Origin of the sequence: Marinobacterium sp. MBR-109, assembly GCF_040547565.1 — a bacterium.
In the GTDB taxonomy this organism is placed as follows: domain Bacteria; phylum Pseudomonadota; class Gammaproteobacteria; order Pseudomonadales; family Balneatricaceae; genus Marinobacterium.
The window spans coordinates 119,710-145,449 of the sequence record NZ_JBEPPZ010000004.1 but is presented as its reverse complement, the minus strand read 5'-3'; the positions used below and the strand labels follow the sequence as shown (position 1 = coordinate 145,449).

27 protein-coding genes are annotated in these 25,740 nt (G+C 56.2%); 7 read left to right on the top strand and 20 right to left on the bottom strand.

Features of this window, described 5'->3' with window-relative positions; genetic code table 11:
- Window positions 1-90 precede the first annotated feature (90 nt).
- The gene (locus ABIE60_RS07275; RefSeq protein ID WP_354468778.1) at window positions 91-504 is read right to left on the bottom strand and encodes a YgaP family membrane protein; all 414 of its coding nucleotides are present in this window, start codon (window positions 502-504) and stop codon (window positions 91-93) included.
- Window positions 505-651: 147 nt separating this feature from the next.
- On the opposite strand from ABIE60_RS07275, the gene ABIE60_RS07270 reads away from it, so the two are divergent.
- A complete protein-coding gene (locus ABIE60_RS07270; protein ID WP_354468777.1) occupies window positions 652-1,590 on the top strand; it encodes a universal stress protein in 939 nt (312 codons plus the stop codon).
- A gap of 9 nt (window positions 1,591-1,599) precedes the next feature.
- On the opposite strand, the gene xthA is transcribed toward ABIE60_RS07270, so the two are convergent.
- Window positions 1,600-2,415 (bottom strand): exodeoxyribonuclease III, encoded by an 816-nt coding sequence (gene xthA / locus ABIE60_RS07265; protein ID WP_354468776.1) that lies wholly within the window; start codon window positions 2,413-2,415, stop codon window positions 1,600-1,602.
- A gap of 177 nt (window positions 2,416-2,592) precedes the next feature.
- Between xthA and gor the strand changes: the two genes are divergently transcribed.
- On the top strand, window positions 2,593-3,948 hold the full coding sequence (gor, locus tag ABIE60_RS07260; RefSeq protein ID WP_354468775.1) for a glutathione-disulfide reductase: 1,356 nt from the start codon (window positions 2,593-2,595) through the stop codon (window positions 3,946-3,948).
- Between the two features lie 81 nt (window positions 3,949-4,029).
- Here gor and ABIE60_RS07255 read toward each other — a convergent pair whose 3' ends face one another.
- Window positions 4,030-5,199 carry a cation diffusion facilitator family transporter gene (locus ABIE60_RS07255; RefSeq protein ID WP_354468774.1) on the bottom strand — a complete coding sequence of 390 codons (1,170 nt, stop codon included), beginning with the start codon at window positions 5,197-5,199 and terminating at the stop codon, window positions 4,030-4,032.
- Between the two features lie 345 nt (window positions 5,200-5,544).
- Here ABIE60_RS07255 and ABIE60_RS07250 point away from each other — a divergent pair, with 345 nt between their 5' ends.
- Window positions 5,545-6,426, top strand: a complete 882-nt coding sequence (locus ABIE60_RS07250) for a bile acid:sodium symporter family protein (protein ID WP_354468773.1) — start codon at window positions 5,545-5,547, stop codon at window positions 6,424-6,426.
- Here ABIE60_RS07250 and queE read toward each other — a convergent pair whose 3' ends face one another.
- The 14 genes from queE to ccoN form a co-directional block, all read right to left on the bottom strand.
- On the bottom strand, window positions 6,427-7,059 hold the full coding sequence (gene queE, locus ABIE60_RS07245; protein WP_354468772.1) for a 7-carboxy-7-deazaguanine synthase: 633 nt from the start codon (window positions 7,057-7,059) through the stop codon (window positions 6,427-6,429).
- A complete protein-coding gene (locus ABIE60_RS07240; protein WP_354468771.1) occupies window positions 7,046-7,960 on the bottom strand; it encodes a recombination-associated protein RdgC in 915 nt (304 codons plus the stop codon). The genes queE and ABIE60_RS07240 overlap by 14 nt, the downstream gene beginning before the upstream one ends.
- Window positions 7,961-8,041: 81 nt before the next feature.
- Window positions 8,042-8,584, bottom strand: coding sequence for an adenine phosphoribosyltransferase (locus ABIE60_RS07235; protein WP_354468770.1), 543 nt, complete (start codon window positions 8,582-8,584; stop codon window positions 8,042-8,044).
- A gap of 222 nt (window positions 8,585-8,806) precedes the next feature.
- Window positions 8,807-9,583 carry a fumarate/nitrate reduction transcriptional regulator Fnr gene (fnr, locus tag ABIE60_RS07230; protein ID WP_354468769.1) on the bottom strand — a complete coding sequence of 259 codons (777 nt, stop codon included), beginning with the start codon at window positions 9,581-9,583 and terminating at the stop codon, window positions 8,807-8,809.
- A 106-nt stretch (window positions 9,584-9,689) separates the two neighbouring features.
- A complete protein-coding gene (hemN, locus tag ABIE60_RS07225; protein ID WP_354468768.1) occupies window positions 9,690-11,081 on the bottom strand; it encodes an oxygen-independent coproporphyrinogen III oxidase in 1,392 nt (463 codons plus the stop codon).
- Window positions 11,082-11,150: 69 nt separating this feature from the next.
- Window positions 11,151-11,819, bottom strand: a complete 669-nt coding sequence (locus tag ABIE60_RS07220) for a sulfite exporter TauE/SafE family protein (RefSeq protein ID WP_354468767.1) — start codon at window positions 11,817-11,819, stop codon at window positions 11,151-11,153.
- Window positions 11,820-11,821: 2 nt separating this feature from the next.
- Complete coding sequence (ccoS, locus tag ABIE60_RS07215; protein WP_354468766.1) at window positions 11,822-12,037, bottom strand: cbb3-type cytochrome oxidase assembly protein CcoS; 216 nt, start codon at window positions 12,035-12,037, stop codon at window positions 11,822-11,824.
- Window positions 12,037-14,499, bottom strand: a complete 2,463-nt coding sequence (locus ABIE60_RS07210) for a heavy metal translocating P-type ATPase (protein WP_354468765.1) — start codon at window positions 14,497-14,499, stop codon at window positions 12,037-12,039. The genes ccoS and ABIE60_RS07210 overlap by 1 nt, the downstream gene beginning before the upstream one ends.
- A 7-nt stretch (window positions 14,500-14,506) precedes the next feature.
- Window positions 14,507-15,022 carry a FixH family protein gene (locus tag ABIE60_RS07205; RefSeq protein WP_354468764.1) on the bottom strand — a complete coding sequence of 172 codons (516 nt, stop codon included), beginning with the start codon at window positions 15,020-15,022 and terminating at the stop codon, window positions 14,507-14,509.
- Window positions 15,023-15,092: 70 nt separating this feature from the next.
- A complete protein-coding gene (gene ccoG / locus ABIE60_RS07200) occupies window positions 15,093-16,517 on the bottom strand; it encodes a cytochrome c oxidase accessory protein CcoG (protein WP_354468763.1) in 1,425 nt (474 codons plus the stop codon).
- Between the two features lie 133 nt (window positions 16,518-16,650).
- On the bottom strand, window positions 16,651-17,547 hold the full coding sequence (gene ccoP, locus ABIE60_RS07195; protein WP_354468762.1) for a cytochrome-c oxidase, cbb3-type subunit III: 897 nt from the start codon (window positions 17,545-17,547) through the stop codon (window positions 16,651-16,653).
- Window positions 17,544-17,750, bottom strand: a complete 207-nt coding sequence (locus ABIE60_RS07190) for a cbb3-type cytochrome oxidase subunit 3 (protein WP_354468761.1) — start codon at window positions 17,748-17,750, stop codon at window positions 17,544-17,546. The genes ccoP and ABIE60_RS07190 overlap by 4 nt, the downstream gene beginning before the upstream one ends.
- Before the next feature lie 6 nt (window positions 17,751-17,756).
- Window positions 17,757-18,377 carry a cytochrome-c oxidase, cbb3-type subunit II gene (gene ccoO / locus ABIE60_RS07185; protein ID WP_354468760.1) on the bottom strand — a complete coding sequence of 207 codons (621 nt, stop codon included), beginning with the start codon at window positions 18,375-18,377 and terminating at the stop codon, window positions 17,757-17,759.
- A gap of 22 nt (window positions 18,378-18,399) precedes the next feature.
- Entirely contained in the window at window positions 18,400-19,830 is a 1,431-nt protein-coding gene (gene ccoN / locus ABIE60_RS07180; RefSeq protein WP_354468759.1) for a cytochrome-c oxidase, cbb3-type subunit I, read from the bottom strand.
- Between the two features lie 399 nt (window positions 19,831-20,229).
- Here ccoN and rlmM point away from each other — a divergent pair, with 399 nt between their 5' ends.
- Entirely contained in the window at window positions 20,230-21,303 is a 1,074-nt protein-coding gene (gene rlmM / locus ABIE60_RS07175; RefSeq protein WP_354468758.1) for a 23S rRNA (cytidine(2498)-2'-O)-methyltransferase RlmM, read from the top strand.
- Window positions 21,304-21,309: 6 nt separating this feature from the next.
- Here the strand turns inward: rlmM and ABIE60_RS07170 are convergent, their stop codons facing one another.
- On the bottom strand, window positions 21,310-21,591 hold the full coding sequence (locus ABIE60_RS07170) for an antibiotic biosynthesis monooxygenase family protein (protein WP_354468757.1): 282 nt from the start codon (window positions 21,589-21,591) through the stop codon (window positions 21,310-21,312).
- Between the two features lie 134 nt (window positions 21,592-21,725).
- On the opposite strand from ABIE60_RS07170, the gene tusA reads away from it, so the two are divergent.
- The 3 genes from tusA to trxC all read left to right on the top strand — a co-directional run bounded on the left by tusA (window position 21,726) and on the right by trxC (window position 23,041).
- Window positions 21,726-21,971, top strand: coding sequence for a sulfurtransferase TusA (gene tusA, locus ABIE60_RS07165; protein ID WP_354468756.1), 246 nt, complete (start codon window positions 21,726-21,728; stop codon window positions 21,969-21,971).
- Window positions 21,972-22,541 (top strand): ProQ/FINO family protein, encoded by a 570-nt coding sequence (locus ABIE60_RS07160; RefSeq protein WP_354468755.1) that lies wholly within the window; start codon window positions 21,972-21,974, stop codon window positions 22,539-22,541. It abuts the gene before it with no gap.
- A gap of 65 nt (window positions 22,542-22,606) precedes the next feature.
- Entirely contained in the window at window positions 22,607-23,041 is a 435-nt protein-coding gene (gene trxC, locus ABIE60_RS07155; RefSeq protein ID WP_354468754.1) for a thioredoxin TrxC, read from the top strand.
- Between the two features lie 3 nt (window positions 23,042-23,044).
- On the opposite strand, the gene ABIE60_RS07150 is transcribed toward trxC, so the two are convergent.
- Window positions 23,045-24,988, bottom strand: a complete 1,944-nt coding sequence (locus tag ABIE60_RS07150) for a bifunctional diguanylate cyclase/phosphodiesterase (RefSeq protein ID WP_354468753.1) — start codon at window positions 24,986-24,988, stop codon at window positions 23,045-23,047.
- Window positions 24,988-25,701, bottom strand: coding sequence for a transglutaminase-like cysteine peptidase (locus ABIE60_RS07145; RefSeq protein ID WP_354468752.1), 714 nt, complete (start codon window positions 25,699-25,701; stop codon window positions 24,988-24,990). The genes ABIE60_RS07150 and ABIE60_RS07145 overlap by 1 nt, the downstream gene beginning before the upstream one ends.
- Between the last annotated feature and the right edge of the window lie 39 nt (window positions 25,702-25,740).

The window sequence follows — 25,740 nt, the reverse complement described above, 5'->3', positions numbered from 1 at the left end:
TCCATTATCCGGGCAAGAGTCGCAAGTTTAACACGCCCTGAGGAAATGGGTCTGCCGATTGTGACGTTGAACACAATCGGCTGTTTGACATCAGGCGCGATGAGTCGGCTTGAATCCGACCATGCGGGCGATCAGGATGGCAGGGCACCAACCGGTAAAGGCTGACTGAATCAGGCTAAGTCCAATAATCAGGGGCAAAATCAGCAGGGTCGAGCCGACCATACCCAGCACCACAGGCACGCTGGTGGCCAGAATCAGGACGCCGGCGATGATATGAACGCCCTGGTTGACGTTCATGCCTTTGGAATCACACACCTCTTCCTTCAGGCCCAGCAGACGAAAAACCGTGATGGCGGGGCACCAGCGAGTAAAGGCAGACTGAAGCAGGTTAAAGCCGACAAAGGCGGTTAGCCAGAGCCAGAGGGTAGAATGGTATTGGCTAAGTGCCAGGCTGATCAGCACAACAGTACCGGCCATCAGGCGCAGGGCAGCATTCAGAGTCATCAGACATCTCCTTGGTTTAGTATTTTCTGAATTATATATAAATAATATCTAATATTAATAGTCCAAAGTTGACTGAATATCCAATGCTGACGTTTTCATGCTTCGTCAGTCGGGCTATGCTGGGAGAAAATCCGACAGGAGGCCGGCATGAGTGAATTCAGGCGTGTATTGGTTAATCTGGCTGAAGATGAGCATCGGGGTGAGCTGCTGCAGAAAATGCGGCGTCTGCTGACACCCGACAGTCAGGTTGAACTGTTTTCCTGTGTCTATTCCGCAGGGTTGGAAAGCAGTCACCTGTTTGATGCGGATGGGCGGCAACATGCGATCCAGTCCGTCTTGAGAAAGGTGGAGAAAGGACTGCAGTCCCATATGGACAAGCTAGTGCAGCAGGAGATTGAAGCCGGGGCGGATGTTTATTGGGATCGGGATCGTGCCGAAGGCGTGGTACGCAAGGCACTGCGCTACCAGCCCGAACTGGTGCTGCATGCACTCGAGCCGCATCCCAGGTTATTGAGTAAGCTGCTGGCTGCGGCAGACTGGCGCCTGCTGCGTCAGTGCCCGACACCGCTGTTGCTAAGCAAGACACGTCAATGGCCCGAACGTCCGCGCATAGCCGCGGCCATCGACCCTTTTCACCTTGATGATGCCGCCGCCGAGTTGGACCGGAAACTGCTGCACCATGCTGCTCGGCTGGCGGCGCAGCTGGGCGGAGAGCTGCACGTAATTCACGTATTCAATACATTGCCACACTCGGCCATTTTTGATGAGCACCTGGTTGTGGACTACGAACAGTTGCAGAAAAAGGTGGCAAGGGAGCATAAGCAGCGGATCGCTGAAATGATTGCCCCTCTGCAGTTGGAAGTGGGAGACCCCTGCGTGCACCTCAATGAAGGTGAGTTTCATCAGGTATTGCCGAAGCTGGTCGAAGAGCAGTCAATCGATGTGCTGGTGATGGGGTCTTTGGCGCGAGGCTTTATTGATCGGTTACTGCTGGGCAGTTCGGCTGAGCGTCTGCTGGATCAGGTTAGCTGTGATCTGATGATCGTCAAGCCGGACAGCTTTCGCTGCCCGGTGACCGAGTTCTAGACAACGGGGCTAGATTTCGAAGCTGGCCCACACAGGGGCGTGGTCGGAGGGTTTCTCCATGCCCCGTATCTCGTAGTCGATACCGGCGTCGCGGCAGTACTCTAGCAATACCGGCGTGGCCATGATCGCGTCAATGCGCAGGCCACGACGAGGATCATCGTCAAAGCCGCGGCTGCGATAATCAAACCAGCTGAACAGATTGTCTTCTTCCGGGTGGAGCACACGAAAACTGTCACCCAGGCCCCACTGCTTAAGCTGGTCAAGCCACTCGCGCTCAACCGGCTGGAAGCTGGTTTTGCCGGTTTTCAGCCAGCGTTTACGGTTGACTTCACCGATACCGATATCCTTGTCTTCCGCCGAAATATTAAGATCCCCCATCACCACCAGCGGTTGCTCGGGGCTGCAGCTGGACTGCAGATAAGCCAGCAGATCAGCATAGAAACGACGTTTGGCCGGGAATTTTGTCTCGTGGGCAATGTTCTCGCCCTGAGGGAAGTAGCCGTTAAGAACCTTGATGCGCTTGCCACTGGCTGAGCTGAACTCAGCCATGATCATGCGGCGCTGGGCATCAGGCTCATCCCCCGGAAAGCCGTACTCCACATTAACGGCAGGCTCACGTGAGATCAGACAAACGCCGTAATGGCCCTTTTGGCCATGATAGACAACGTGATACCCCATCGCCTTGATCTGCTCTCGCGGGAACTGGTCGTCGGCTACCTTGGTTTCCTGAATGCCGATCACATCCGGCTGATGCTTGTCGATCAATCGCTCAAGCTGGTGCATGCGTGCGCGAATACCGTTGGTATTGAAAGAGATCAGTTTCATGCTCTGTCCTGAAAGAGGCTGCGGGTCAGGCGAATCATGTTATCAGAAAGGGCCAGCCAGGTGGATGCGATGCAATAGTTTATGGCTATTACTGTGGGGCGGCAGTTCTATTGGGCTATCGTGTTACAGCCCGATACAATGTCTCTAATGACCGAGCGGATTGTTAAGGAGAGCACAGTGGCAGAATTCGATTATGACCTGTTTGTGATTGGCGCCGGGTCTGGCGGTGTACGTGCTGGCCGAATGGCTGCCGGCATGGGGGTGCGGGTGGCTGTAGCTGAGGATCGCTATCTCGGCGGTACCTGCGTTAACGTGGGCTGCGTGCCGAAAAAGCTCTATGTATATGCTTCGCATTACGCTGAGTCCTTGCATGAAGCTGAGGGCTACGGCCTGACGGCGGAGTCTGTCCAATTTGACTGGGCGACTTTGCGAGACAACAAAAAGCAGGAGATTACCCGCCTCAACGGGATCTACACCAACCTGCTGAAGAATGCCGGCTGTGACCTGATTGATGGTCGCGCTACTGTCACAGGTCCTCACGAAGTCCGTGTCAATGACAGGACCTATACGGCGGAACGGATTCTGGTGGCGACGGGGGGCTGGCCTTTTGTACCGGATCTGCCCGGCAAGGAGCATGTCATCAGCTCAAATGAGGTGTTTGATCTTGAACGGTTCCCCAGGGATGTGCTCGTTGTCGGCGGCGGCTATATCGCGGTCGAGTTTGCCGGCATCTTTGCAGGCCTTGGTGCACGCACGGAGTTGATCTATCGCGGTGAGCTGTTTCTGCGCGGATTTGATCACGAAGTGCGAGAATTTACGGCCCAGGAAGTGGCAAAAAAGGGTGTAAGCCTCAACTTCAATACCAATATCGAGTCGATTGAGCGGTTGGCCAGTGGTCGCTTGAGTGCTCGCCTGACGGACGGGCGTACCCTGGAAGCCGATCAGATACTGTACGCCACCGGTCGTGTACCCAATACCGAAGGACTTGGGCTTGAAGCGCTGGGCGTTAAGCAGGCGGAAAACGGGGCAGTGGTCGTAAACGACCAGTTTCAGACCTCTGTGCCGTCGATCTATGCCATCGGCGATGTGATTGACCGAGTGCAGCTGACCCCTGTGGCGTTGGCCGAAGGCATGGCGCTGGTGCGCAGCCTCTATGCCAAGGGTTCACCCAAGGTGGATTACGACCTGATCCCCACGGCCGTATTCTGTCAGCCCAATATCGGAACGGTTGGTCTGAGTGAAGAGCAGGCGCGTGAACAGTACAGCAATATCCAGGTATTTCGTTCCGAGTTCCGCGCACTGAAGCACACGCTAAGTGGCAGTGATGAACGGACATTGATGAAGATGATTGTGGATGCTGACAGCGATCGTGTGCTGGGCGTGCATATGGTAGGTGCCGAAGCTGGTGAGATCATTCAGGGTATTGGTGTGGCGCTCAAGGCAGGCGCAACCAAGGCCGTATTCGACAGTACCATCGGTATTCATCCGACGGCAGCGGAAGAGTTTGTCACCATGCGCGAGCCGGTCAGATGACCCAGGCTTCAGCAACGAAAAAGGCCGGGCATCAGTCCCGGCCTTTTTCGTTCTACGCAGCCAGAGTAGGGCCGCGGCTGTCTATCGTGGTGGCAGCCAGAGGTGAAGTGTACGAAACCAGTTCAGCCCGGCCAGCTGCTCGCGCAGGCGTTCCTGCAGCTCGCGTGCCGTCAGACCTGTGTGCAGCATCAGCTGGTGAAACTGCTCAGACGCCTTGATATCCAGGTCGATACACTCAGGGTGGTAGTACAGGATCAGTTCATAGTCGGGATTGTCACCCAGAATTCGGCTGATAATGGCATCCAGATGTTGGCTGACTTCAGGCCGTGTCGGCATGACAGGGCAAAATACCTCGTCATGGAACTCTTCATCATCGTAGGTATCGATATGGAAAATGATGTGGCTGATATCATCAAACCGGCTCTGCAGCTGACACACCACGTTGTCGCCGATGAAGTGTCCTTCCGCCGCACTGAGGTGAGGAGCAACCTGAAGGTGCATTTCCAACAGGCTTTGACTGCCCATGCGCCGACTCTTGAAGCTGTGTACGTTGAGGACGCCATCGACACCCAGCACCTGCTCGCGCAGTTTGGTGACCTTCTCTTCCGGCAGGGCGGTGTCGACCAGTTCTGTGATGCTTTTGGCAACCAGATCCCAGCCAATCTTGCCGACCATCAGCGCAACCAGAACAGCTGCAAGGGCGTCCAGCCACCAGATGCCGGCCATGGCGCCGGCAACCGCCAGCAGTACGACGATGGAAGAAAGTGCATCGGTACGACTGTGCCATGCATTGGCGATGATCAAATCGGAGTCCAAACGCTTGCCCACTTTGAACGTGTACTGGAAAATCCATTCCTTGCTGACAATCGAAAGCGCGGCGACGATGAGTGCCGGCCAGCTTGGCAGGACCGCGGGCTGTTCACTGAAGAGCAGCTGCAGGCTGTCGTAGGCCATGACGCCACCAACACCCACCAGAATTACGCCGAGTGCCACTGTGCCGACGGTTTCAAAACGAGCATGACCCCAGGGGTGATTCTCGTCCGGAGCCTTGTGAGACAAGCGCAGTACAATAACCACCATGAAGTCGGTTACCAGATCCGACAGTGAGTGGATACCGTCGGCAACCAGCGCCGTGGAGTTGGCGACGATACCGATCAGGATTTTCAGGATACCGAGTACGGTGTCCAGAACAGCACCAATGATGGTGACCTTTTCGGCCGCCTTGCGGCGTATGTCCAATTGCTCTTGCATCAGTCCGAGGCTCTCTCATCCAACAGCCGGGGATGATACCCGCAACCATGAGGGAGAACCAGCGCCGGGCTCTGAAAATTAATACTTGCGTTATGTAACATGTTGATTATGAATAGGTAAATACAGCTGGTTAAAATTTAATCAATCTGTAGAAGGGCAAGAGAACATGCCTGCTGAAGCCTTTTGGTAATCAAATTTTCACAGTGTTATCCACAGCAGATGTGGGTATACCCGGCCAGCCCAGATACGGTGGGGGATTGGGATAAAACCTCTGCGGATGATTGTCCTCGGGGGCAGGTCTAACCTAAGATGTGGCTCTTGATTTCGACCTTCACTGGAACGCTGATGCAAACCTCTGTCATGACACAATGGTTTTTGCCGATGGCACTGTTTGTGGTCATGCTGGGGGTTGGCATGACGCTCAGAGTCGACGACTTCCGGCGTGTATTCAAGGCGCCCGCAGCCGTGATGGTCGGATTGCTGGGGCAGCTGCTGTTGTTGCCGTGTCTGGGGTTGGCTCTGGTGACAGTGCTGCAGCTGCCGCCACTGCTGGCGGTTGGCTTGATGGTGCTGACCTTTGCGCCGGGCGGCGCCACATCCAACATGCTGACATTGCTGTCACGGGGTGATACGGCCCTTTCGGTGTCGTTGACCGCGATTTCCAGCCTGATTACCCCTTTTTCGCTGCCGTTTCTAACACTGCTGGCCCTTGGCTACTGGCAGGGGGATGCGGCGTTACCCAAGTTTCCTGTACTTGAAGCGGTAATGAAACTGGTGCTGGTGACCCTGTTGCCGGTAGGGCTGGGTATGCTCGTCAGTGCCCGCAGCCCTGGCTTCAGCCAACGGGTCAAGGGGCCGGTAAAGCTGCTGTCGCTGGCGTTCATGATTGTGGTCGTTGCCGGGATTGTGGTGGCCAACTGGGGACGTTTGCCGGCCCTGATCGCCATCGTGGGGCCTGCAGCGCTGCTGTTGGCACTTTTGGCAATGGGCAGTGGCTACCTGCTGGCTCGCCTGGTGCGGCTGCAGGCGAGCCAGCAGGTGACCCTGAGCATCGAGGTGGGGATCCAGAATGCGGGCACCGCCCTGCTGGTGACGGGGGGGTTGCTGCAGAGTGCCGAAATGTCAGCCAGTGCACTGATCTACGGGGTATTGATGCAGCTGCCGGCCTTGCTGCTGGTGGGCTGGCGCAATCGTGACCTGATGCTGGTGCGCCAGCGCATTCAATGACTAGTCGATACCGGTGATCTTGTGGGTCTGCAGGCCCAGCTTCCACTGTGGATGGGCCATGCAGTAGTCGATGCAGCGGCGGGTATTGGTGCTTTGCAGAGGGCCATCCATTGGCTGTAGGTAAAAATGGTCAAAGCGCAGTTCACTGAACCGCTCGGGCTGGGCCAGTGGCTGTGGGTAGACCAGCTTCAGCTCGTTGCCTCTGTGTACAACCAGTTCGCTGCCGGCCTTGGGGCTGACGCAAACCCAGTCGATGCCTTCGGGCAGAGGGCAGGTACCGTTGGTTTCGATGGCAATTTCAAAACCCTCGCCATGCAGGGCGTCAATCAGATCTGAATCAAGCTGCAGGGCGGGCTCTCCCCCGGTGCAGACAACGTAAGGCTTGCCGCCGGCGGCTTGCGGCCAGAACGAGCGAACCCGCTGTGCAAGCTCGGCCGCGCTGGCAAACTTGCCGCCATTTTGTCCATCGACGCCGACAAAGTCCGTGTCGCAGAAGTCACAAATCGCTTTTGATCGATCCTGCTCCCGGCCGGACCAGAGGTTACAACCGGCAAAGCGGCAGAATACCGCTGCCCGTCCTGCTTGAGCACCCTCTCCCTGCAGCGTATAGAAGATCTCCTTAACGCTGTACATGCTCGCCCCCAAACGCCTCGATCAGCTCAGGCAGCAGGCGTGCATATTCCAGCCCCATGCGAGCCAGTTCGGTATCACGGGCGGCGAGCGCTTCCTCAGGCGTGTCCGCCTCGAGCTGGTCACGGTATTCGTCACACAGACGCAGGCGGTGCAGGCTCAGGTCTTCATGCAGGACCAGCCGGATCTGCTGCTGCCATTCCAGCGCCAGCCGCTTGACCAGCATTCCGGTACCAATATGTGCTGCAATCTCGTCACACAGCAGCTCCTGGCCCTTGACGCTGATTTTACTGCCTTCGGTCATCGGGTCACGCAGCTCGCACTCATCTTCCAGTGCCCAGCCCTGCGGCATGGCTTCACCCTGGACCCAGGTCGTCATGACCTTGTCTGCCTGCACCTGAGTCTGTACCAGTTGTACCTTAAGTGATCCCAGCGCCTGGCGCAGCTGATTGAGCAGGTCTTCTGCCCGCTTGTGCGAAGAGGCATCCACCAGCAGCCAGCCCTGTTGTGGCATCAGCAGGGCGTGGGTACGGCGACGGCGGGTAAAGCTGCGTGGGAGCAGGTCCAGGATGACTTCATCCTTGAGCTGCAGCTTCTCCTTGCGATAGACCTTTCGGCTTTGTTCCGCCTCAATCAGGGCGACACGTTCGTCCAGTGCCTCGCGCACTACACTGCCGGGCAGAATGCGCTCTTCCTGCAGCAGGTTGATCAGCATGAAGCCGTTGCTGCTGAATACCAGCATCTCATCAGCTTCACTGACCGGCGCACTCCAGCCACTGCGACTCAGTTCCTGGCTGCCACAGGGGGTGAATGGATGTTCTGACAGGGCTTCGCTCAGGTGCTCGGGGGTAAACCCCGGGGTGGGCTCAAAGCGATAGACAATAGCGTTACGGAACCAGAGCATGCAATCTCCAGGGATGCAAAAGGGGGATGAATTATAACAGTGTGCACCAGGCAGGCGTACCCGGTGCATGAGATGGAGGGCTCAGCAGCCTTCGTAGGCGAGCAGTGAGTAGACGGGAATGCCCAGCTCCTGAATGCGGGTGGAACCCTGTAGATCCGGCAGGTCGATCAGGGCGGCTGCCTCGGTAACCTCGGCGCCGAGCTTCTTGATCAGGGTGCAGGCGGCCAGGATGGTGCCGCCAGTGGCGATCAGGTCATCGAACAGCAGTACACGGTCACCGGAGGCAACTGAGTCGATCTGCATTTCAACCGCCGCGGTACCATATTCCAGAGTGTACTCCTGATGGATGGTTTCGCCGGGCAGCTTGCCCTTTTTGCGTACCAGTACCAGCGGCAGGTTGAGCTGGTGCGCCAGAATCGCCCCAAACAGGAAGCCACGGGCGTCAATACAGGCGATATGGGTGATATCGCTGTCGATATAACGCTGGATAAACGCATCCGACACCATCCGCATCGCTTTGGGGTCTTTGAAAATGGGAGTTACATCGCGAAAAATTACGCCGGGTTCGGGCCAGTCCTGCAGTGAACGGATGACGGACTTCACATAAAACTCATCATAGGACATAAATATCTCCCGGTTAGGCGCTCAATTGACATAACTCAATGCTGCGAGGGCGAATTAAGGGTGTAATGGCTTCGTTGGGTTACACATTGAGATGGCTACTTCATTGTGCAACTTGAGGCGCGGCTTCGAAAGGAGCGGCGCCTTTTTTATGGGTGTAAAACCCAAACCGGATTGTAAACGGCCGGCCAGACGGATCCGGATACTCCTTTACCTGTCATGGCATCAACTGGTCTGGTTTTCCTGTGGCTGAGAGCAGTCGTTCTGGCGTGCTTCACCGGACAGGCGATACATCTCGTCCAGGTTGGTCAGTTCCACTTCCTTGCCGTCTACCTGCATCAGCTCCATTTTCTGAAAGCGAGTGAAGATGCGGCTGACGGTTTCTACAGCCAGACCCAGGTAATTACCAATTTCGTTGCGTGACATGGAAAGGCGGAAGTTGGATGCCGAATAGCCGCGTGCCTTGAAACGCTGTGACAGTTTGAGCAGGAAGGTTGCGACACGCTGTTCCGCATTCTTTTTTGACAACAGCAGCATCATCTGTTGATCATCTCGCAGCTCCTTGCTCATGCTGCGCAGCATCTGCCGGCGCAGCTCAGGCAGCTGTCCTGACAATTCGTCCAGACGCTCGAACGGAATTTCACAGACGGTCGTTGTTTCAAGCACCTTGGCAGACATGGGGTAATTATCGGCATCAAAACCGCTCAGGCCGACCAGCTCCCCCGGGAAGTAGAAGCCGGTAATCTGCTCTTCACCCTCATTGGTGAGGGTGTAGCTCTTGATTGTGCCGGCCCGGATGGCGTATACGGAGCTGAAGGGCTCGCCCTGATGAAACAGGTGCTCACCTTTCTTGAGCGGGCGGCTTTTCTCTATGATGTCATCGAGCCGGTCGATCTCGGTCAGGTCAAGCGACACGGGAAGACAGAGCGGGCTCAGGCTGCAGGTCTTGCAATGAACCTGCTGCAGGCTGTGAAGCTTTCCTTGAGATTTCCAGTCGGCCATGGGGTCATCCTTATCGTTGGGTTCGTCACACTGCGAGGGCTTTCCCGCATTATGTAACATTTACCCCAGAGGGTGAAGCACCAGGCCCGGTTAACGGGCCTCGACTTTAGATGATACGCGAGAAGCTGCGTGTGGCTTCGTGCTTGGGAATATAAGCGTCGAATGCCATACAGATGCGCCTGATCAGCAGGCGACCTGCCGCCGTCACCCGGATAGACTCAGCGGACAACTCGATCAGGCCATCGGCACTGAACTGTTGCAGCTCTGTCTGCTCGGCACTGAAGTAAGCGTCAAACTGGATATCAAAGCGCTGTTCAACGGCTGCTATATCCAGCTCAAACTGGCAGATCAATTCCGTAATGACCGCGCGGCGAATATGGTCATCACGGCTCAGTGTCACGCCGCGTTTTACGGCATGCTGTTGCTGAGCGACTGCCTGACTGTAGGCGGCGATATCATGTTCGTTCTGATAGTAAACATCGCCAATCTGACTGATGGCCGAAACGCCCATGGCGACCAGATCGCAATCGGAGTGGGTGGTGTAACCCTGAAAGTTGCGGTGCAGCTTGCCTTCGGCCTGAGCGATGGCAAGCTCATCATCGGGCTTGGCGAAATGGTCCATGCCGATGTAAACATAACCGGCTTCAAGCAGACGGTTGATGCTGTTTTGCAGGATATTGAGCTTGGCCTCGGGGCTGGGCAGATCTTCCGCTCGAATATGTTTCTGTGAGCGGAAACGATCCGGAAGATGTGCATAGTTGAACACCGACAGACGGTCGGGGCTCATGGCAATGACAGTGTCGAGCGTATTGGCAAAGCTCTCCTCGCTCTGATGCGGCAGGCCGTATATCAGGTCCATGTTGATCGACTTGAAACCCAGTTCACGCGAGCGCTGCAGTACTCGGGCGGTCATCTCGGTAGGCTGGACGCGGTTGACCGCTTCCTGTACCCGAGCATCCACATCCTGAACGCCCAGACTGATACGGTTGAAGCCGATCTCACGCAGAACGGCCAGGGTTTGGTCACTGGCTTCTCGCGGGTCGATTTCGATCGAGTAATCGCCTCTGTCATCATCACGCAAGTTGAAGTTGCTGCGCAATGCCTGCATCAGTTCACGCATCTGGTCATCGCTTATAAACGTGGGGGTGCCACCACCCCAGTGCAGCTGATTGACCTGTCGGTCGCCTCGGTACCATTGGGACAGTCTGGCCATTTCGCGATAGACGGTTTCAAGGTAGGGCTGAGCCTTCTTGCGGTTACGGGTAATGACCTTGTTACAGGCGCAGTAGTAACAGACGTGGGCACAAAAGGGGATATGCACATAAAGTGACAGCGGCGCGTCCGGGTCAGCCGTGGAGCGACCGGTTTCGATCAGCTGTTCCGGGCTCAGGCCGGAGTCGAACTGGATTGCCGTCGGGTACGAGGTATAGCGTGGGCCGGACAGATCGTAACGCTTGATCAGGTCCATATCCCAGCTGATGGTAGTCTCTTTATTCACCTCAGTACCTCTAGTTGTTGGCCGGTCGGGCATTATAGGGAAGAGTGGCCGAGCGGTAGTTGATGGATATCAATGCGTGTGCAACAGGCTGGTCCAGGGCAGGGTTGCCAGTCCAAACAGAATGACCAGAAGGCCCGCTCCCTGTCGTACGCCACTGCGCTGCAGCAGCTGTTTCAATTGGCGTGCCAGCAACGCCGATGTGAGCAGTGCTGGCAGGGTGCCGGCACCGAATGCCAGCATCAGGCCGGCACTGGTGAGGCTGTTGTTGCTCACAGTACCGACCCAGAGCAGAGTCGTATAGACCAGGCCGCAGGGCAACCAGCCCCAGAACGCCCCCAGCAGCAGAGCCTTGGGCAGGGTGTCGGCGGGCAGCAGGGTTCGTGTGAAGGGCTGTAGCCGGCGCCATACAACACCGCCGGCCCGCTCCAGGTAGGCGGCCCCCTGCCACCAGCCGGCAATGTATAGTCCCATCACCACCATGATGAGTGCTGCAAGGCTACGCAATACCAATGTCAGTTCGGCCGTTTGAGTGAACAGTTGGCCCAGTTGGCCGATCAGAACGCCCGCCAGGGCGTAACTGAACAGGCGGCCCAGATTGTAAGCCAGTTGAAAGCGGAGGCCTCGTTCACCGCCGCTCAGGGCCAGGCTGCCGGCAATTCCACCGCACATGCCGATGCAGTGGGTGCTGCCGGCAAGACCAAACAGCAGGGCAGAGGCCAGAAGTGCGGATTCAGGCATGCTCAGCGGGTATCCTGATCCTGGGCTTCCGGTGCGGGTTTGTCCTTTTTCTGACGTGCATCTTCGGGGATCAGGTCATCGTCGTCATCGTACAGGATGCGATGAGCCGGTGAGTCCAGATCATCAAACTGACCACTGTTCACACTCCAGAAAAATGCCCAGATGGCAAAGCCTGCCAGAATGATCGCGATGGGGATTAACAGGATAACAATATCCATTAGCGTTCCGCTTCCTCATTGGTTGGCTGAGCGGCGACCTGACGGCGGCTCAGTCGCATCGCATTGCCAACTACAACCAGTGAACTGGCGGACATGCCGATCGCGGCCCAGTAGGGCGGCACCAGTCCGGCAGCTGCAGCGGGCAGGGCGAGCAGGTTGTAAAGCAGCGCCCAGCTCAGGTTTTCACGGATAATTGTACGTGTCTTGCGTGCCATGCGTACACTGTCGGCCAGTCGCATCAGGTCGTTGGCGATCAGGACGGCATCGGCATTGGTCTTGGCCAGGTCGGTTGCACTGGCCATGGCGACCGACGTACGTGCTCCGGCCAGTGCGGGAATATCGTTGATGCCATCACCCACCATGATGATTTCAGCACCCTGCTGGCTAAGCTGGTTCAGGTGTGACAGTTTTTGCTCCGGACTCATGCCGCTGAATACCTGGTCAATTCCCAGATGAGATGCGACTTTTTGTGCTGCATCAGAGGCATCGCCCGTGAGCATCAGGGGTATAAGGCCAAGTGCGCGCAGCTCTGCAAGTGCTGTTGTTGCTTCGGCTCGGATCTGATCATCAAGCCGGAACCAGCCCAGAGGCTGCTCGGCATCCGCCAGTAACAGCCACAATCCGCTGCTTTCAGGTTGTTTGGGCGTGTCGTTAGGCCAGACAAAACCGGGTTTTCCGATTCGATAGCGCTTGCCCTCAACGGTGCCGCTCAGGCCCTGACCAACATGCACCTGTACATCCGTAGCAGCCTGAACAGCGTGGGCGCGAAAGGCACGGGCAATCGGGTGTTCGGAACGGCTTTCCAGTGCAGCCGCAATGCTCAGCAGTGTTTGGCTGTCGAGCACGCTGACAGGGCGTATTTCCTCAATGTTGAGATTGCCCTCGGTGAGTGTGCCGGTCTTGTCGAACACGATGTGGGTGGCGGTGGCGAAACTTTCCAGCACATGTCCGCGACTGATCAGCATGCCCCGTTGACGAAGAGTGCCTGTTGCAGCAGTCAGTGCCGTAGGTGTTGCCAGTGAAAGGGCACAGGGGCAAGTAACGACCAGCACGGACAGCGTGACCCAGAACGCGCGAGCAGGGTCGTAGAAGTACCAGAATACCGCCACGGCTGCCGCCGTCAAAAGCGTGGCCGCCACAAATTGGCTGGCAACACGATCGGCGATGCGTGCAACACTCGGCTTCTCAGCCTGGGCGCGGTCCAGCATGCGGACAATGGCGGACAGACGGCTTTCACTGCCGGTCTCGGTTACTTCGATCTGAAGCGGGTGCTCGATATTGAGTGTGCCTCCGATGACCAGCTCGCCCGTGCTGCGTGACTGAGGCAGATACTCACCGGTCAGGGCGGACTCGTCCACTGAACTGCGTCCCTCGATAACACGGCCATCGGCTGGAATGGTGTGCCCCGACTTGACTAAGATCCGGTCTCCGGTTCGCAGTTGAGTGGCCGGAACCAGCGTTTCGGTATCGCCGTCAAGGCGAATGGCGCTGGTTGGCAGCAGGTCAAGCAGTGCGTTGCCGGCCCTGCCGGTACGATGGCGTGCCGCCATCTCCATGAAGCGTCCGACCAACAGGAAAAAGGCGAACATGGTGACCGACTCGAAATAGACATCACCGCTGCCGGAAACTGTTGACCAGACACTGGCAAAATAGGCCAGTAGAATCGCCAGCGAGACCGGTACGTCCATGCTCAGACTGCGTGTCTGCAGATCGCGCCAGGCAGCTTTATAGAAGGGTATGGATGAGTAGAACGCCACGGGTGTCGCAAGCACCATGCTGGCCCAGTTCATCAGGGTGATGATATGGGCATCCATGGAATGGCTGAGTTCACCTGCATAGAGTGCGGCGGCGAGCATCATGGTTTGTGCCATGCAGACACCCGCCACCCCAAGGCGGCGGACGGCGCGTTTGCGCTCCTGCTCCAGCAATTGCTCCTCGCGGTTGGGCTGGTAGGGGTGGCCCTGGTAGCCCAGACGATCAATTTCTGCCAGCAGGTGGCTCAGGCGAGTGGTTTCACTGTGCCAGCGGATGCGTGCACGGTGGGTGGTCATATTGACACTGGCAGCGGTAACGCCGGGTTGGCTGGTCAGATGCTTTTCCAGCAGCCATACACAGGCGGCACAGGTGATGCCCTCAATAACCAGCAGGGCCTCTCGCTGACTGTCCCCGGCGTTGTGTACAAAACTGCCTTGTACATCGGGGTTGTCATACAGCTCCAGCTCTTGCTTGCGCCGATTGCCACTGTTGGTACGAATCAGCTCACTGTCGGCGCTCTGACCATCGCGATGGCGATAGAAATTGTCCAGCCCCCCATCGACGATGGTCTGTGCAACCGCCTGGCAGCCCGGGCAGCACATGGAGCGTTGTTTGCCCTCAATACTGACACTGTACTGGCTGCCGCGAGGAACAGGCAGGCCACAGTGATAACAGGGCGTGCGCGCCGGAGGCTGCTGTGCGGTCATGGCTGACTCATTGTGCAGTGAGCGTGAAACTGAGCAGCTCAGTGTATGGCGGTACGATTTCCTGACGCAGCTGCCAGCTTTCATCGGCAGGAGACAGGGAAAGGTAACGCTTGCCGATCAGGCCAGCACTGAGGCTGCCGGAATAGATGCCTTTGCCATCAACGCTTTTCAAGGTCAGAATCTGGTCAAACTTCTGATGTGTCGGGTGGATGATGTTCAGGCTGAGTGTTTGTGGGAAGCTTGTCAGCATGCCGCTCAGACGCAGATTGATATCGCCGGTTACGGTATCGAAATTGAGAGCGCCCTCAAGACCAAGTCTGCTTGCAGCTTCAGCTTTGGACGTGTCGATGTTCATCCCGCGGGCGACCTTGTAATAGTCTTCCTTGACAATGCCGTCACTGGTGGTCACCGCAATGTACATGAAAAATGAAGCATAGATGAACACCGCAATCAGAGGTGCCAAAATGAACCAGAGCCAGGGCTGTTTGTACCAGGGGGCAGGGGGAGTTGCGTGTGTATTCATGACACTCCTTGAATGGAAACGGCCGGAATGAACCGGCCGTTATTCTAACCTAATTAAGCCGAATGAGGCACTATCGCTGTGGAGTAGGACCCAGGAAACGGCTTTCGGTTTCAATGCGGATTGATGAATCCTCAACCGCTTCGACAGTAAAGCTGAATGAGGTGTTGGCCTGACTCAGTTGCCCCGGTTCTATTTGAACCCTGACGGGGTATGTCAGAAGCTCTCCTGCCTGAACGGTTACTGCCGCTGCAGAGATCATGTTCAGACCTTCCGGGCCATCGATGTTGATACGGTAGTTGTGATCAATCTGTTCCTTGTTGGCGATCTTGAGGGTAAATACGTTCTCGATCAGGCCGGATGGTGTTGTAGTGTACAGCTGGCCACGATCGCGGATCACGTCAACCTCAAGCGGGATGCGATCACCAATCGCCCATATGAAGGCACCAAACATCACCAGCAGTGCGACAAAATAACCGATCAGGCGTGGTCGCAACAGTTTGGTCTTGTTGCCGTTCAGCGCGTGCTCGGTGGTGTAGCGTACCAGCCCGGGCTCATAGCCGACACGCTCCATCATATCGTCACAGGCATCTACACAGGCGCCACAGGCAACGCATTCGTACTGCAGGCCGTCACGGATATCAATACCGACCGGGCAGACATGAACACATGCATAGCAGTCGATGCAGTCGCCGAGGCCGGCCGCTTCCTTGTCGACACCTTTCTTGCGGCTGCCGCGCGGCTCTCCGCGTTTCTCGTCATAGGAGATGATAAGGGTGTCTTGGTCAAACATGACACTCTGGAAGCGGGCGTAGGGGCACATGTAGATACACACCTGCTCACGCAACCAGCCGGCGTTACCGTAAGTGGCTACGGAGAAGAATGCCAGCCACCAGGTTTCCCAAGGTCCAAGATCCCAGGCGAGCAGGTCGGGAATCAGTTCACGGATCGGTGAAAAATAGCCGACAAAGGCAATGGCAGAGGCTACGGCTATAAAGATCCAGAGTGCGTGCTTGGCACTTTTGCGCAGAAATTTTTCCTTGCTCATCGGCTGCTTGTCGAGTCGCATGCGCTTGTTGCGATCACCTTCGGTAATCCGCTCGGCCCAGATGAAAAACCAGGTCCAGACGAACTGAGGGCAGGCGTAACCGCACCAGAGGCGGCCGGCGAATACGGTAACGAAGAACAGCGTAAAGGCCAGAATAATCAGTAGCCAGGACAGCAACATGAAGTCTTGAGGCCAGAAGGTCATGCCAAAGATATGAAACTGCCGGTTGGGCAGGTCAAACAGAATGGCCTGGCGGCCGTCATACTGAAGCCAGGAGGCACCGTAAAACATTGCCAGCATGATGAAGCCGGAAATGGTACGGAAGTTTTTGAAGAAGCCTTTGTAATACTTGACGTAAATATGCTCCCGCTTGGCGTAGAGGTTATAGGATTCAGCCTCTTTCTTGCCTTTTTTGCCGGGTGTTACGTCCTTTACCGGTATCTGATTCATGCCAGTACCTACTGCTGGTTGTGTCGACAGGTCCATGCGCTCCATTAGGAGCGTCGAATATTATACTAGGCCGCAAATAAAAAAGGCGACATGACTTGAATCATGTCGCCTTTTTTTGACCTTTGTCCAGTGCTTATTTGTTGGACAGGCTGTACACGTAGGCTGTGATCAGGTGGATCTTGTCGTCAGACAGAAGATCTTTCTGAGCAGGCATCACACCAAATCGACCTACACGGATAGTGTGAGCGATCTGAGTAAAGCTGCCGCCGTAAAGCCAGGTGTCATCAGTCAGGTTGGGAGCACCCAGTGCGTGCATACCCTTGCCTTCTGCACCGTGGCAGGCAGTACACAGGGCCTGATACTGCTTCTCACCATTGGTGACATCAGTACCGGCTACCGGCTCCTGCCCGCTCAGGGTCATGACATAGCTGGCCACATCACGCACACCATCTTCGCCGAGGACGTCAGCCCATGCAGGCATGCCGCCGTTGCGGCCCTGAGTGATGGAGTGTTTGATCTGGTCGGGGTTGCCACCCCAAAGCCAGTCATCATCGGTCAAGTTGGGGAAGCCAACCGCACCAGTACCGGCAGCGCCATGGCACACAGAGCAGTTGTTGGCAAACATGCGCTGACCCATTTTGAGGCCGCCTTCGTTCTCCGGTTTCTGCAGTTCTTCGATGGAAAGAGCCGCATACTTGGCGAACACCGGTGCGTACACCTCTTCGGCATGCTGCATCTCTTCTTCCCACTGACCATGGGAGGTCCAGCCCAGCAGGCCCTTGAAGTTACCAAGGCCTGGATACAGCAACAGGTAGCCCAGACCGAAGATCACGGTTGCGACGAACATGTAGAACCACCACTGCGGCAGGGGGTTATCATATTCTTCGATACCATCAAACTCGTGACCCAGGGTGTTCTCGGTCGTTTCCTTGAATTTTTCACCTTTGCGGGTAGCCAGCAGCAGCCATGTACAGCCGAAAATAACGGCCAGGGTGATGACTGTTACCCACGCGCTCCAGAAAGCACTCATTTGTCGTCTCTCCTGTTATGGGTCTCTTCCGGTCGGTTCTGCTCCTCCTCGCTTTTCTTGTGCTGCTCTTCATCAGCAAAAGGAAGCTGGGAGGCTTCATCGAACCTTTTCTTGTTCCCCGGCAGGAGAACCCAGATGAAAAGGCCGATGAAGGTAATCAGCATTATGACGGGTATGTAAGGACCATAAACCTCGTAACTCACTGAAAATTACCGCTTGTTGGTGTAAACAGAGTGTGTTTTACCCAGTGACTGCAGGTAGGCGACCAGAGCATCAATCTCGGTCTTGCCTGCTACTTCTTCACGGGCAGAGCTGATCTGTTCATCCGTATACGGAACCCCCAGCTTGCGCAGAGTTTCCATCTTCGCTGCCGTTTCCTTGCCACTCAGACGGTTTTCAAACAGCCAGGGATAGGAGGGCATTTTGGATTCAGGAACCACATCACGCGGGTTGTAGAGGTGCGCACGCTGCCAGTCGTCAGAGTAACGTCCACCTACGCGGGCCAGGTCAGGACCGGTACGCTTGGAGCCCCACAGGAACGGGTGCTCCCAGACGTGCTCGTCAGCGGTTGAGTAATGGCCGTAACGCTCGGTTTCGGCACGGAACGGACGAATCATCTGGGTATGGCAGACGTGACAGCCTTCCTTGATGTAGATGTCGCGGCCTTCAAGTTCCAGAGCCGAATAGGTACGCAGACCGTCAATCGGCTTGGTGGTGGAACTCTGGAAGAACAGCGGAACAATTTCCGCAAGGCCGCCACCGCTGATCACGATAATGATCAGCAGGATCATGAGGCCAATGTTCTTTTCAATCGTTTCGTGTTTGATCATTGTCTTCTGCTCCTCGTCTCAATCAGGCCGCCTGGGCAGAGGGTTCAGCCGCCTTGACGGTGCTGCCGCTGCGTACGGTCTGCCAAACGTTGAAGGCCATCAGCAGCATACCGGTCAGGAAGAACATGCCGCCAATCCAGCGAACCAGGTAACCCGGGTGGCTGGCTTCAAGCGCTTCGACGAAGCTGTAGGTCAGAGTGCCGTCTTCGTTAACTGCACGCCACATCAGACCCTGCAGAATGCCGTTGACCCACATGGAGCAGATGTACAGAACGGTACCGATGGTCGCGAGCCAGAAGTGCGTGTTGATCAGGCCAACAGAGTACATCTGGGCCTTGCCGAACAGTTTCGGGATCATGTGGTAAACCGCACCAATGGAGATCATCGCAACCCAGCCCAGTGCACCGGCGTGAACGTGACCAACCGTCCAGTCAGTGTTGTGAGACAGGGCGTTAACGGTCTTGATGGACATCATCGGGCCTTCGAACGTGGACATACCGTAGAAGGACAGAGATACCACCAGGAAGCGCAGTACCGGGTCGGTACGCAGTTTGTGCCATGCACCGGACAGAGTCATCATGCCGTTGATCATGCCACCCCAGGACGGAGCGAGCAGGATCAGAGACATCACCATGCCGACAGACTGGGTCCAGTCAGGCAGAGCAGAGTAGTGCAGGTGGTGACCACCGGCCCACATGTAGGTCGCGATCAGCGCCCAGAAGTGAACGATGGACAGGCGGTAAGAGTAGATCGGACGTTCGGCCTGCTTGGGTACGAAGTAGTACATCATGCCCAGGAAGCCGGCTGTCAGGAAGAAACCTACCGCGTTGTGGCCATACCACCACTGAACCATCGCATCCACAGTACCCGGGTACATGGAGTAGGACTTGGTCAGGGATACCGGCATCGCCATGCTGTTGACGATATGCAGCACCGCAACGGTGATGATGAACGCCATGTAGAACCAGTTGCCCACATAAATGTGAGAGGTCTTGCGGTTCTTGACAGTGCCCAGGAAGACGATGGCATAGCTGACCCAAACCACGGCGATCAGAATATCAATCGGCCATTCCAGTTCTGCGTACTCCTTGGCGGAGGTCAGACCCAGCGGGAGGGTAATGGCTGCTGCCAGAATCACTACCTGCCAGCCCCAGAAGGTGAACGCCGCCAGGCCATCTGAAAACAGACGGGTCTGACAGGTGCGCTGCACCACATAGTAGGACGTGGCAAAAAGTGCACAGCCACCAAACGCGAAGATAACCGCGTTGGTGTGTAACGGACGGATACGTCCGTAGGTCAACCAGGGAATATCAAAGTTCAGTGCAGGCCACACCAGCTGGGCGGCGATCAAAACGCCAACGCCCATACCGACGATGCCCCAGACCACCGTCATGATGGCGAACTGGCGCACGACTTTGTAGTTGTAAGTCGGGTGTTCAGTTGCAGTGCTCATGTCAGGCTCTCATCAACAAGCTAATAGTAGTAAGAAGAGTTCCACCGGCAATTATCTGGGAATACCCACGCCATTTCAATGCGATGGAACCTTTAACTGTGGTTTATTGTCGCAGGTAGCATTTATCAGCATGATATAGTTGATTAAAAAAGACGGTTTTTAGTAACTGTTTGAATTTTATTTGATAATTATTTTGATATGACTTGTGGCCTGAGTGATTTTTGATCGAAATGGCTGATTTTTAATGACCTGTGGCTGTGCGTCGGTGTTGATTTGATCCTTTGATTGATATGGATCAAGCGCTTTTTTCACGTCATTTTTCATGCCACCGTGAAATGGCTTCTGTTGTTATCAGACTAAAGGATTACTATAGTGCGCTCACCGAATCAGGAGAGAGTAATGAGCGAATTCAATACATTGGTGCTGTATTGCCGGGCCGGATTCGAGAAGGAGTGTGCCGCTGAAATTTCCACACGTCTTTCTGAGGTGGGAGTTTATGGCTATCCGCGTTTCGAATCGGGGCAGGCGTATGTGATATTTCACTGTCAGCAACCTGATGGGGCGACAGATGCGATTCAGCGACTGTGTTTTCGCGACCTGATTTTCACCCGGCAATGGTTTGCGGCGCTACCCCTGTTCGAACAGCTCCCTGCTGATGATCGAGTATCACCGATTCTTGCCTGTGCGCGTAACCTGCCTGTGGCCAGTGAACTGGTGGCTGAGGTGGTGGATACCACTGAAGGGCGTGAGCTGCAGAGTTTTGCGCGCAAGTTTGGCTCGGCCCTGTCACAGGCGCTGCGGCGTGAGTCGATCCTGCTGGATCGCAAGCGTCGTGCCGACTGGCGTTTACACATGCTGGTGCTGGATGGCCGTACACTCTGGCTTGGGGCTGCACCGACCGGTAACAGCTCACCCTGGCCGATGGGCATTCTGCGGCTGAAGTTTCCTCAGCAGGCTCCCAGTCGCTCAACGCTCAAGCTGGAAGAAGCCTGGCGCTATTTTATACCGGTACAGCGTCAGGATGAGCTGCTGGGCGGAGGGCTGAGGGCGGTCGATCTGGGTGCGGCCCCCGGGGGCTGGACCTGGCAGCTTGTGAAGCAGAACATGTTCGTGATTGCTGTCGACAATGGCCCCATGAATCCTGATCTGATGGAGAGCGGTCAGGTTGAGCACCGGCGTGAAGATGCCTTTACCTTTGTGCCACCCAAGCCGGTTGACTGGATGGTGTGTGATATCGTCGACAAGCCTGCGCGCGTGACCGAGCTGGTGCTGCACTGGGCCGAAAACGGCTGGTGCCGGCATGCAATTTTCAACCTCAAGCTGCCGATGAAGCAACGTTTTGCTGAAACCGAAAGCTGCCTTGGCTACTTGCGCGACTCCTTGGCCAGTGCAGGTATCGGTTTCCGACTGCAGGCGCGGCAGCTCTACCATGACAGGGAAGAGATTACCTGCTGGCTGTCACTGGAGCCCTGATCGGCATCAGTGGCCGAATACCGTAATCTTTTCTTCGCCCTCAAGCATGGGGGCAATCTGCTCCATCATTTCGCGTCGCTCTTCCGAGTGATACCACTGCAGCCAGTCGTTTTCGCTGCGGTAGGTGGCCAGAATCAGGCGATGGTTGGGGCTGTCGACGTTATGCAGCGCCTCACCCGAGATGAAACCGGGGATGTGCATGGCCTTCTGCAGGGTTTCACGGGCTACCCGATCGTAATGGGGTTCCAGTTCGTCGGCGACATGGCGCTCAATCAGAACACGAATCATGGCATGACTCCTTGAGAGATGGTCTTTATATCAGGATAATCGCTTCCGAAGCGGGTGCAAGCCTGCATGAGCGGTTCCGCGCCCGGATTTAATTTGCGACAATAGCACTTTGTAATTCAAGGTAGTTGTAATCCATGAGTGAGTCTGTTGCTGATCATCTGCTGGATGCCAGCGGTCTGCTGTGCCCCGAGCCTGTGATGATGCTTCATAACAAGGTTCGAGAGATGCAGGCCGGTGAGTTGCTGAGGGTGCTGGCTACAGATCCTTCTACCCAGCGTGACATACCCAAGTTCTGCGCCTTTCTTGGACATGAACTGGTGCAGCAGCGGGCAGTGGATGCGCAAAGTTTCGAGTATTTAATTCGCAAAGGGGCTGGCTGAGTGTCAGAACTGAACCATCTGCAGCAACAGATAGCGTCTCTGCTGCAGGAGTGTGAACAAAGGCTGTCGGCTGCAGAGCAGCAGGGCGGCCGGACGGGACCCCGGACTACAGAGAGTGAAACAGTGAATCAGACGGCCAACAGCAAGAATCGCTCCAAGAACAGGGCTGCCAACCAGGCAGCACTGGAACAGCTGATCGAAGCCTACCCGCAGACTTTCAGTCGTGACAATGTCCGCCCGCTCAAGATCGGTATTCAGGAGGACCTGATAGCTGATGACAAACTGGCCCGCAACAGAATCAAGCGTGCTCTGGCAACCTACGTGCGCTCAATTCACTATCTGCGCAGTGTGAAAGAAGGTGCTGACCGTGTTGATCTGGCAGGTGAAGTGGCCGGCACAGTGACGGCAGCGGAAGCTGAGCACGCGGCGGCGCGGCTGAAAGAGATACAGGCGCAGCGCAAGGAGCGCCAGAAGCAGGAGCGAATGAAAGAGCAGGAAGCGCGCAAGCAGCAGAAGGATGACCGTCTCAGTCGCAAGCTTGAAGCCCTGGTTAATCTCAAGGGGCGCTGAGGCTTGAAATAGTGGGTTGTTGCCTCCAGATTATTAGAGATATTTAATGTTTTGGAGGCTTACCCATGCCTGACTCCCTTCATATTTCCTGTCCTGCCTGCTTGGCAACCAATCGTATCCCCGCCTCCAGACTGCAGCAGAATCCTGTCTGTGGTCGTTGTCATCAGTCGCTGTTCACCGCGACCCCTCTTGAGCTGGATGAGGCCGCATTTGGCCGCGTACAGGCCAATACGGATGTGCCGATCCTGATCGACTTCTGGGCCTCATGGTGCGGCCCCTGCAAGATGATGGCGCCGGTGTTTGAGCGGGCAGCGGCCGAGCTGGAGCCTGAATGTCGACTGGTCAAGATCAATACTGAGCAGTGCCAGAACCTGGCGGCCCGCTATCAGATTAGAAGCATTCCTACGCTTTTGTTGTTGCACCAAGGTCAGGAAATTGCGCGCCAGGCCGGCGCCATGGACCAGGCAAGCCTGGTCCGCTGGGTGCGCCAGCACCTCTGACCGTCAGGGGAGCGGAGTTGGGGCGCCGTACAGGTAGCCCTGAGTGCCGTCGATCTGCATCTCTTCCAGCAGCAGTTGCTGCATCGGGCGTTCAACATGCTCGGCATAGGCCTTAATCTCAAGGCTGTGTGCCACGCTGATCAGGCTGCTGACGAAGAATCGGTCCTCTTCACTATGGTCCAGCTGTCGAATCAGTGAGCCGTCAATTTTGAGGTAGTTGGGTCTCAAGGCGTACAGATAGCTGAAGCCGTTGGGGTGGGTGCCGAAATTGTCTACCCCGAAGCTGACTCCCAGCTTTTGTACTGCGCGGCGCAGAGACTGTATCGACTCCTGATGTGCCAGAATCGCGGTCTCGTTGATTTCAATGTTAAGCCGTTCACGGTGTGGGCTGGCGCTGAGCTGCTCGAGCAACCAGGGTACGAAGGGCGGGTGTTCCAGTGTCTGGTTTGCAAGGTTGAGACTGAGCGCGGGCGCGCCAGGGTTGTGGCTCAGGTAGTTCAGAGCCTGTCTGACGATGGCGCGATCGATTCGTTCCATCAGGCCGAGATCCAGCGCTACGCTGATGAATTCGCCGGCGCTGCAAGGCTCGTTATCGGGGTTCAGAATGCGGGCGAATACTTCTGCATGAATCGGTGTTTTATCGGGGGACTTGAGGATCTGGTGCTGAAGGAAAATCTGCTCATTGTTAATTGCATCGGCTACATGGGACTGCCACTGTTCTGACCAGGTGTGCTGACTCTGGTGGGCATGATACTGCACCACAGCATCATGACCCGCCTCGGCCTCGTTAACAGCCAGGCGTGCCTGGGACATCAGCTGCTCAGGTGAACAGTGGTCATGACCGGAGGCGATGCCAATGCACAGTATCGAGGGGGTCGAGTCCTTCTTGCTGAGCTGTTCATACAGGGTGTTGATCTGCATCAGTCCGGGTTGCAAACGGCGTTGCCAGTCATCGAAGTTGCGTTGTCTTGCCAACAGCACCAGATCGGCACCGCCAAGTCGGCCGGTGATATGGAAGCCCACGGATTGCCCCAGATCCTCGATCATGCTGGCACAAGCCTTGATCAGATGGTTGGCGGCCTCTTCGCCCAGCTCGCGGTTTACCTGCTGCAGGTCTCGCAGGTGGAACAGCAGCAGTGACGCGGGGCCAAAGTCCTGGCGGTATTCAAGGTGTTCCTGGATCTGGGCCAGCAGGGCGCGGCGATTATTCAGGCCTGTAAGGCTGTCACGATAGGCTGTGCTGCGAAGGGCCTCAATGTTGCGGTTCTGCTCTTCAAACATGTGCTGAACCTGCTTCACCATCAGGTTCATGGCGATCACAACGCGCCGCAACTCACGGGTGCGGGGCAGGTCAGGTTGCTCGATGTATTCGCGCCGTGCCAGAGCCATTGCCTGATGCTCTACGCCGCGCAGAGGGCGCATGATAAAGCGCAGCAGCAGTGTCAGTAGCAGTGCCGAAACCAGAGCGAGTACGCCGAACAACAGCATCGTATCGCGTACACCGGCCCACAGACGCTCATAGGCATATCCGGCACGGCTGCGCACATGAATTTCACCGACCTGTTGCCACTGGTAGGCAATGGCACGAGACATGGCGGGTGGCGTGATGCGCATCATGCTGATGAACCAGTCCGGTGCGTTAACGGTTGCCTCCGGATTGTAGCTTTTGCTGTACAGGATGGTGCCGTCCTGTCCGGTTACTTCAATCTGCTGGTAGAAACCACTGTCGAAAATGGCATTGACGGCGGTGGCGATGGTCGCGCTGTCGGACTGCTGCATATAGGGGGCCAAGTAGAGGCCCAGGTGAGTGGCGCCATCTTCAGCGTGCGACTCCAGCTGGCGTACAAGCGTATCGCGTGAGCTGTCCGACAGGAGGTATACGGTGCCCAGAACCAGCCCCAGCAATACGGTGAATACGGCAGCGATCAGTTGGTTGGTGAGGGACATTATTGACGCTCCTGCGACTGTTGAATATTGACCCGGTTGTTTTCCATGCGCGATTGCAATTGTACCCAGGGCTTGAGACGGTCGGACGTACCCACCAGCTCGGCACGCTGGCCTTTCTTGCTGAGCCAGAGGCTTTCACCGTTGAAAGTATAGACGTGCAACAGGTCCGGGCGCTCATTGGCCGGGCGGATCGAGTTGATCAGATTATCCAGTACCAGCGGCATGGCGGTGGGGCTGGAATAATAGGTCAGCACCATATGGGCCTGATTCAGCTCAAGTGCCTTGACGTAGCTCAGGCTCAAGCGCTCTTCAGGAACACCCATAACCCTGAGTGTGTAGTACTTGGCGATCGAAAAATCCTCGCAGTCGCCGCCATTACTGATCAGGAACTCCACCGGTGTGGCCCAGTAGTCCTCTTTGCCCCAGTGAACAATGTCATCCAGAAACCGTACCTGGTTGAAAAAACGGTTGACCCGCTCCAGTTTTTCCGATTCGCTCAGCTGGTTGCCTTCGCGTATCAGGTTCTGCCAGGCCGTCAGCCGGCGCGCTGCCTGCTCGCCATAGAGCTCACGATAGCTTTCAATACGTGCATCTGAAAGCAGCAGGGGCTGGTCAGCGGTGGCGAGCAGTGTCAGACCGGCAAACAGGGCTGCAACGCAGCACAGGTACAGGTAGCGGCCCGATCTGCGCAGGCACATGAGGGTGTTGCTCAAATGGGGTTCCCCATCAATGTTCTCATCATCTCATGATGG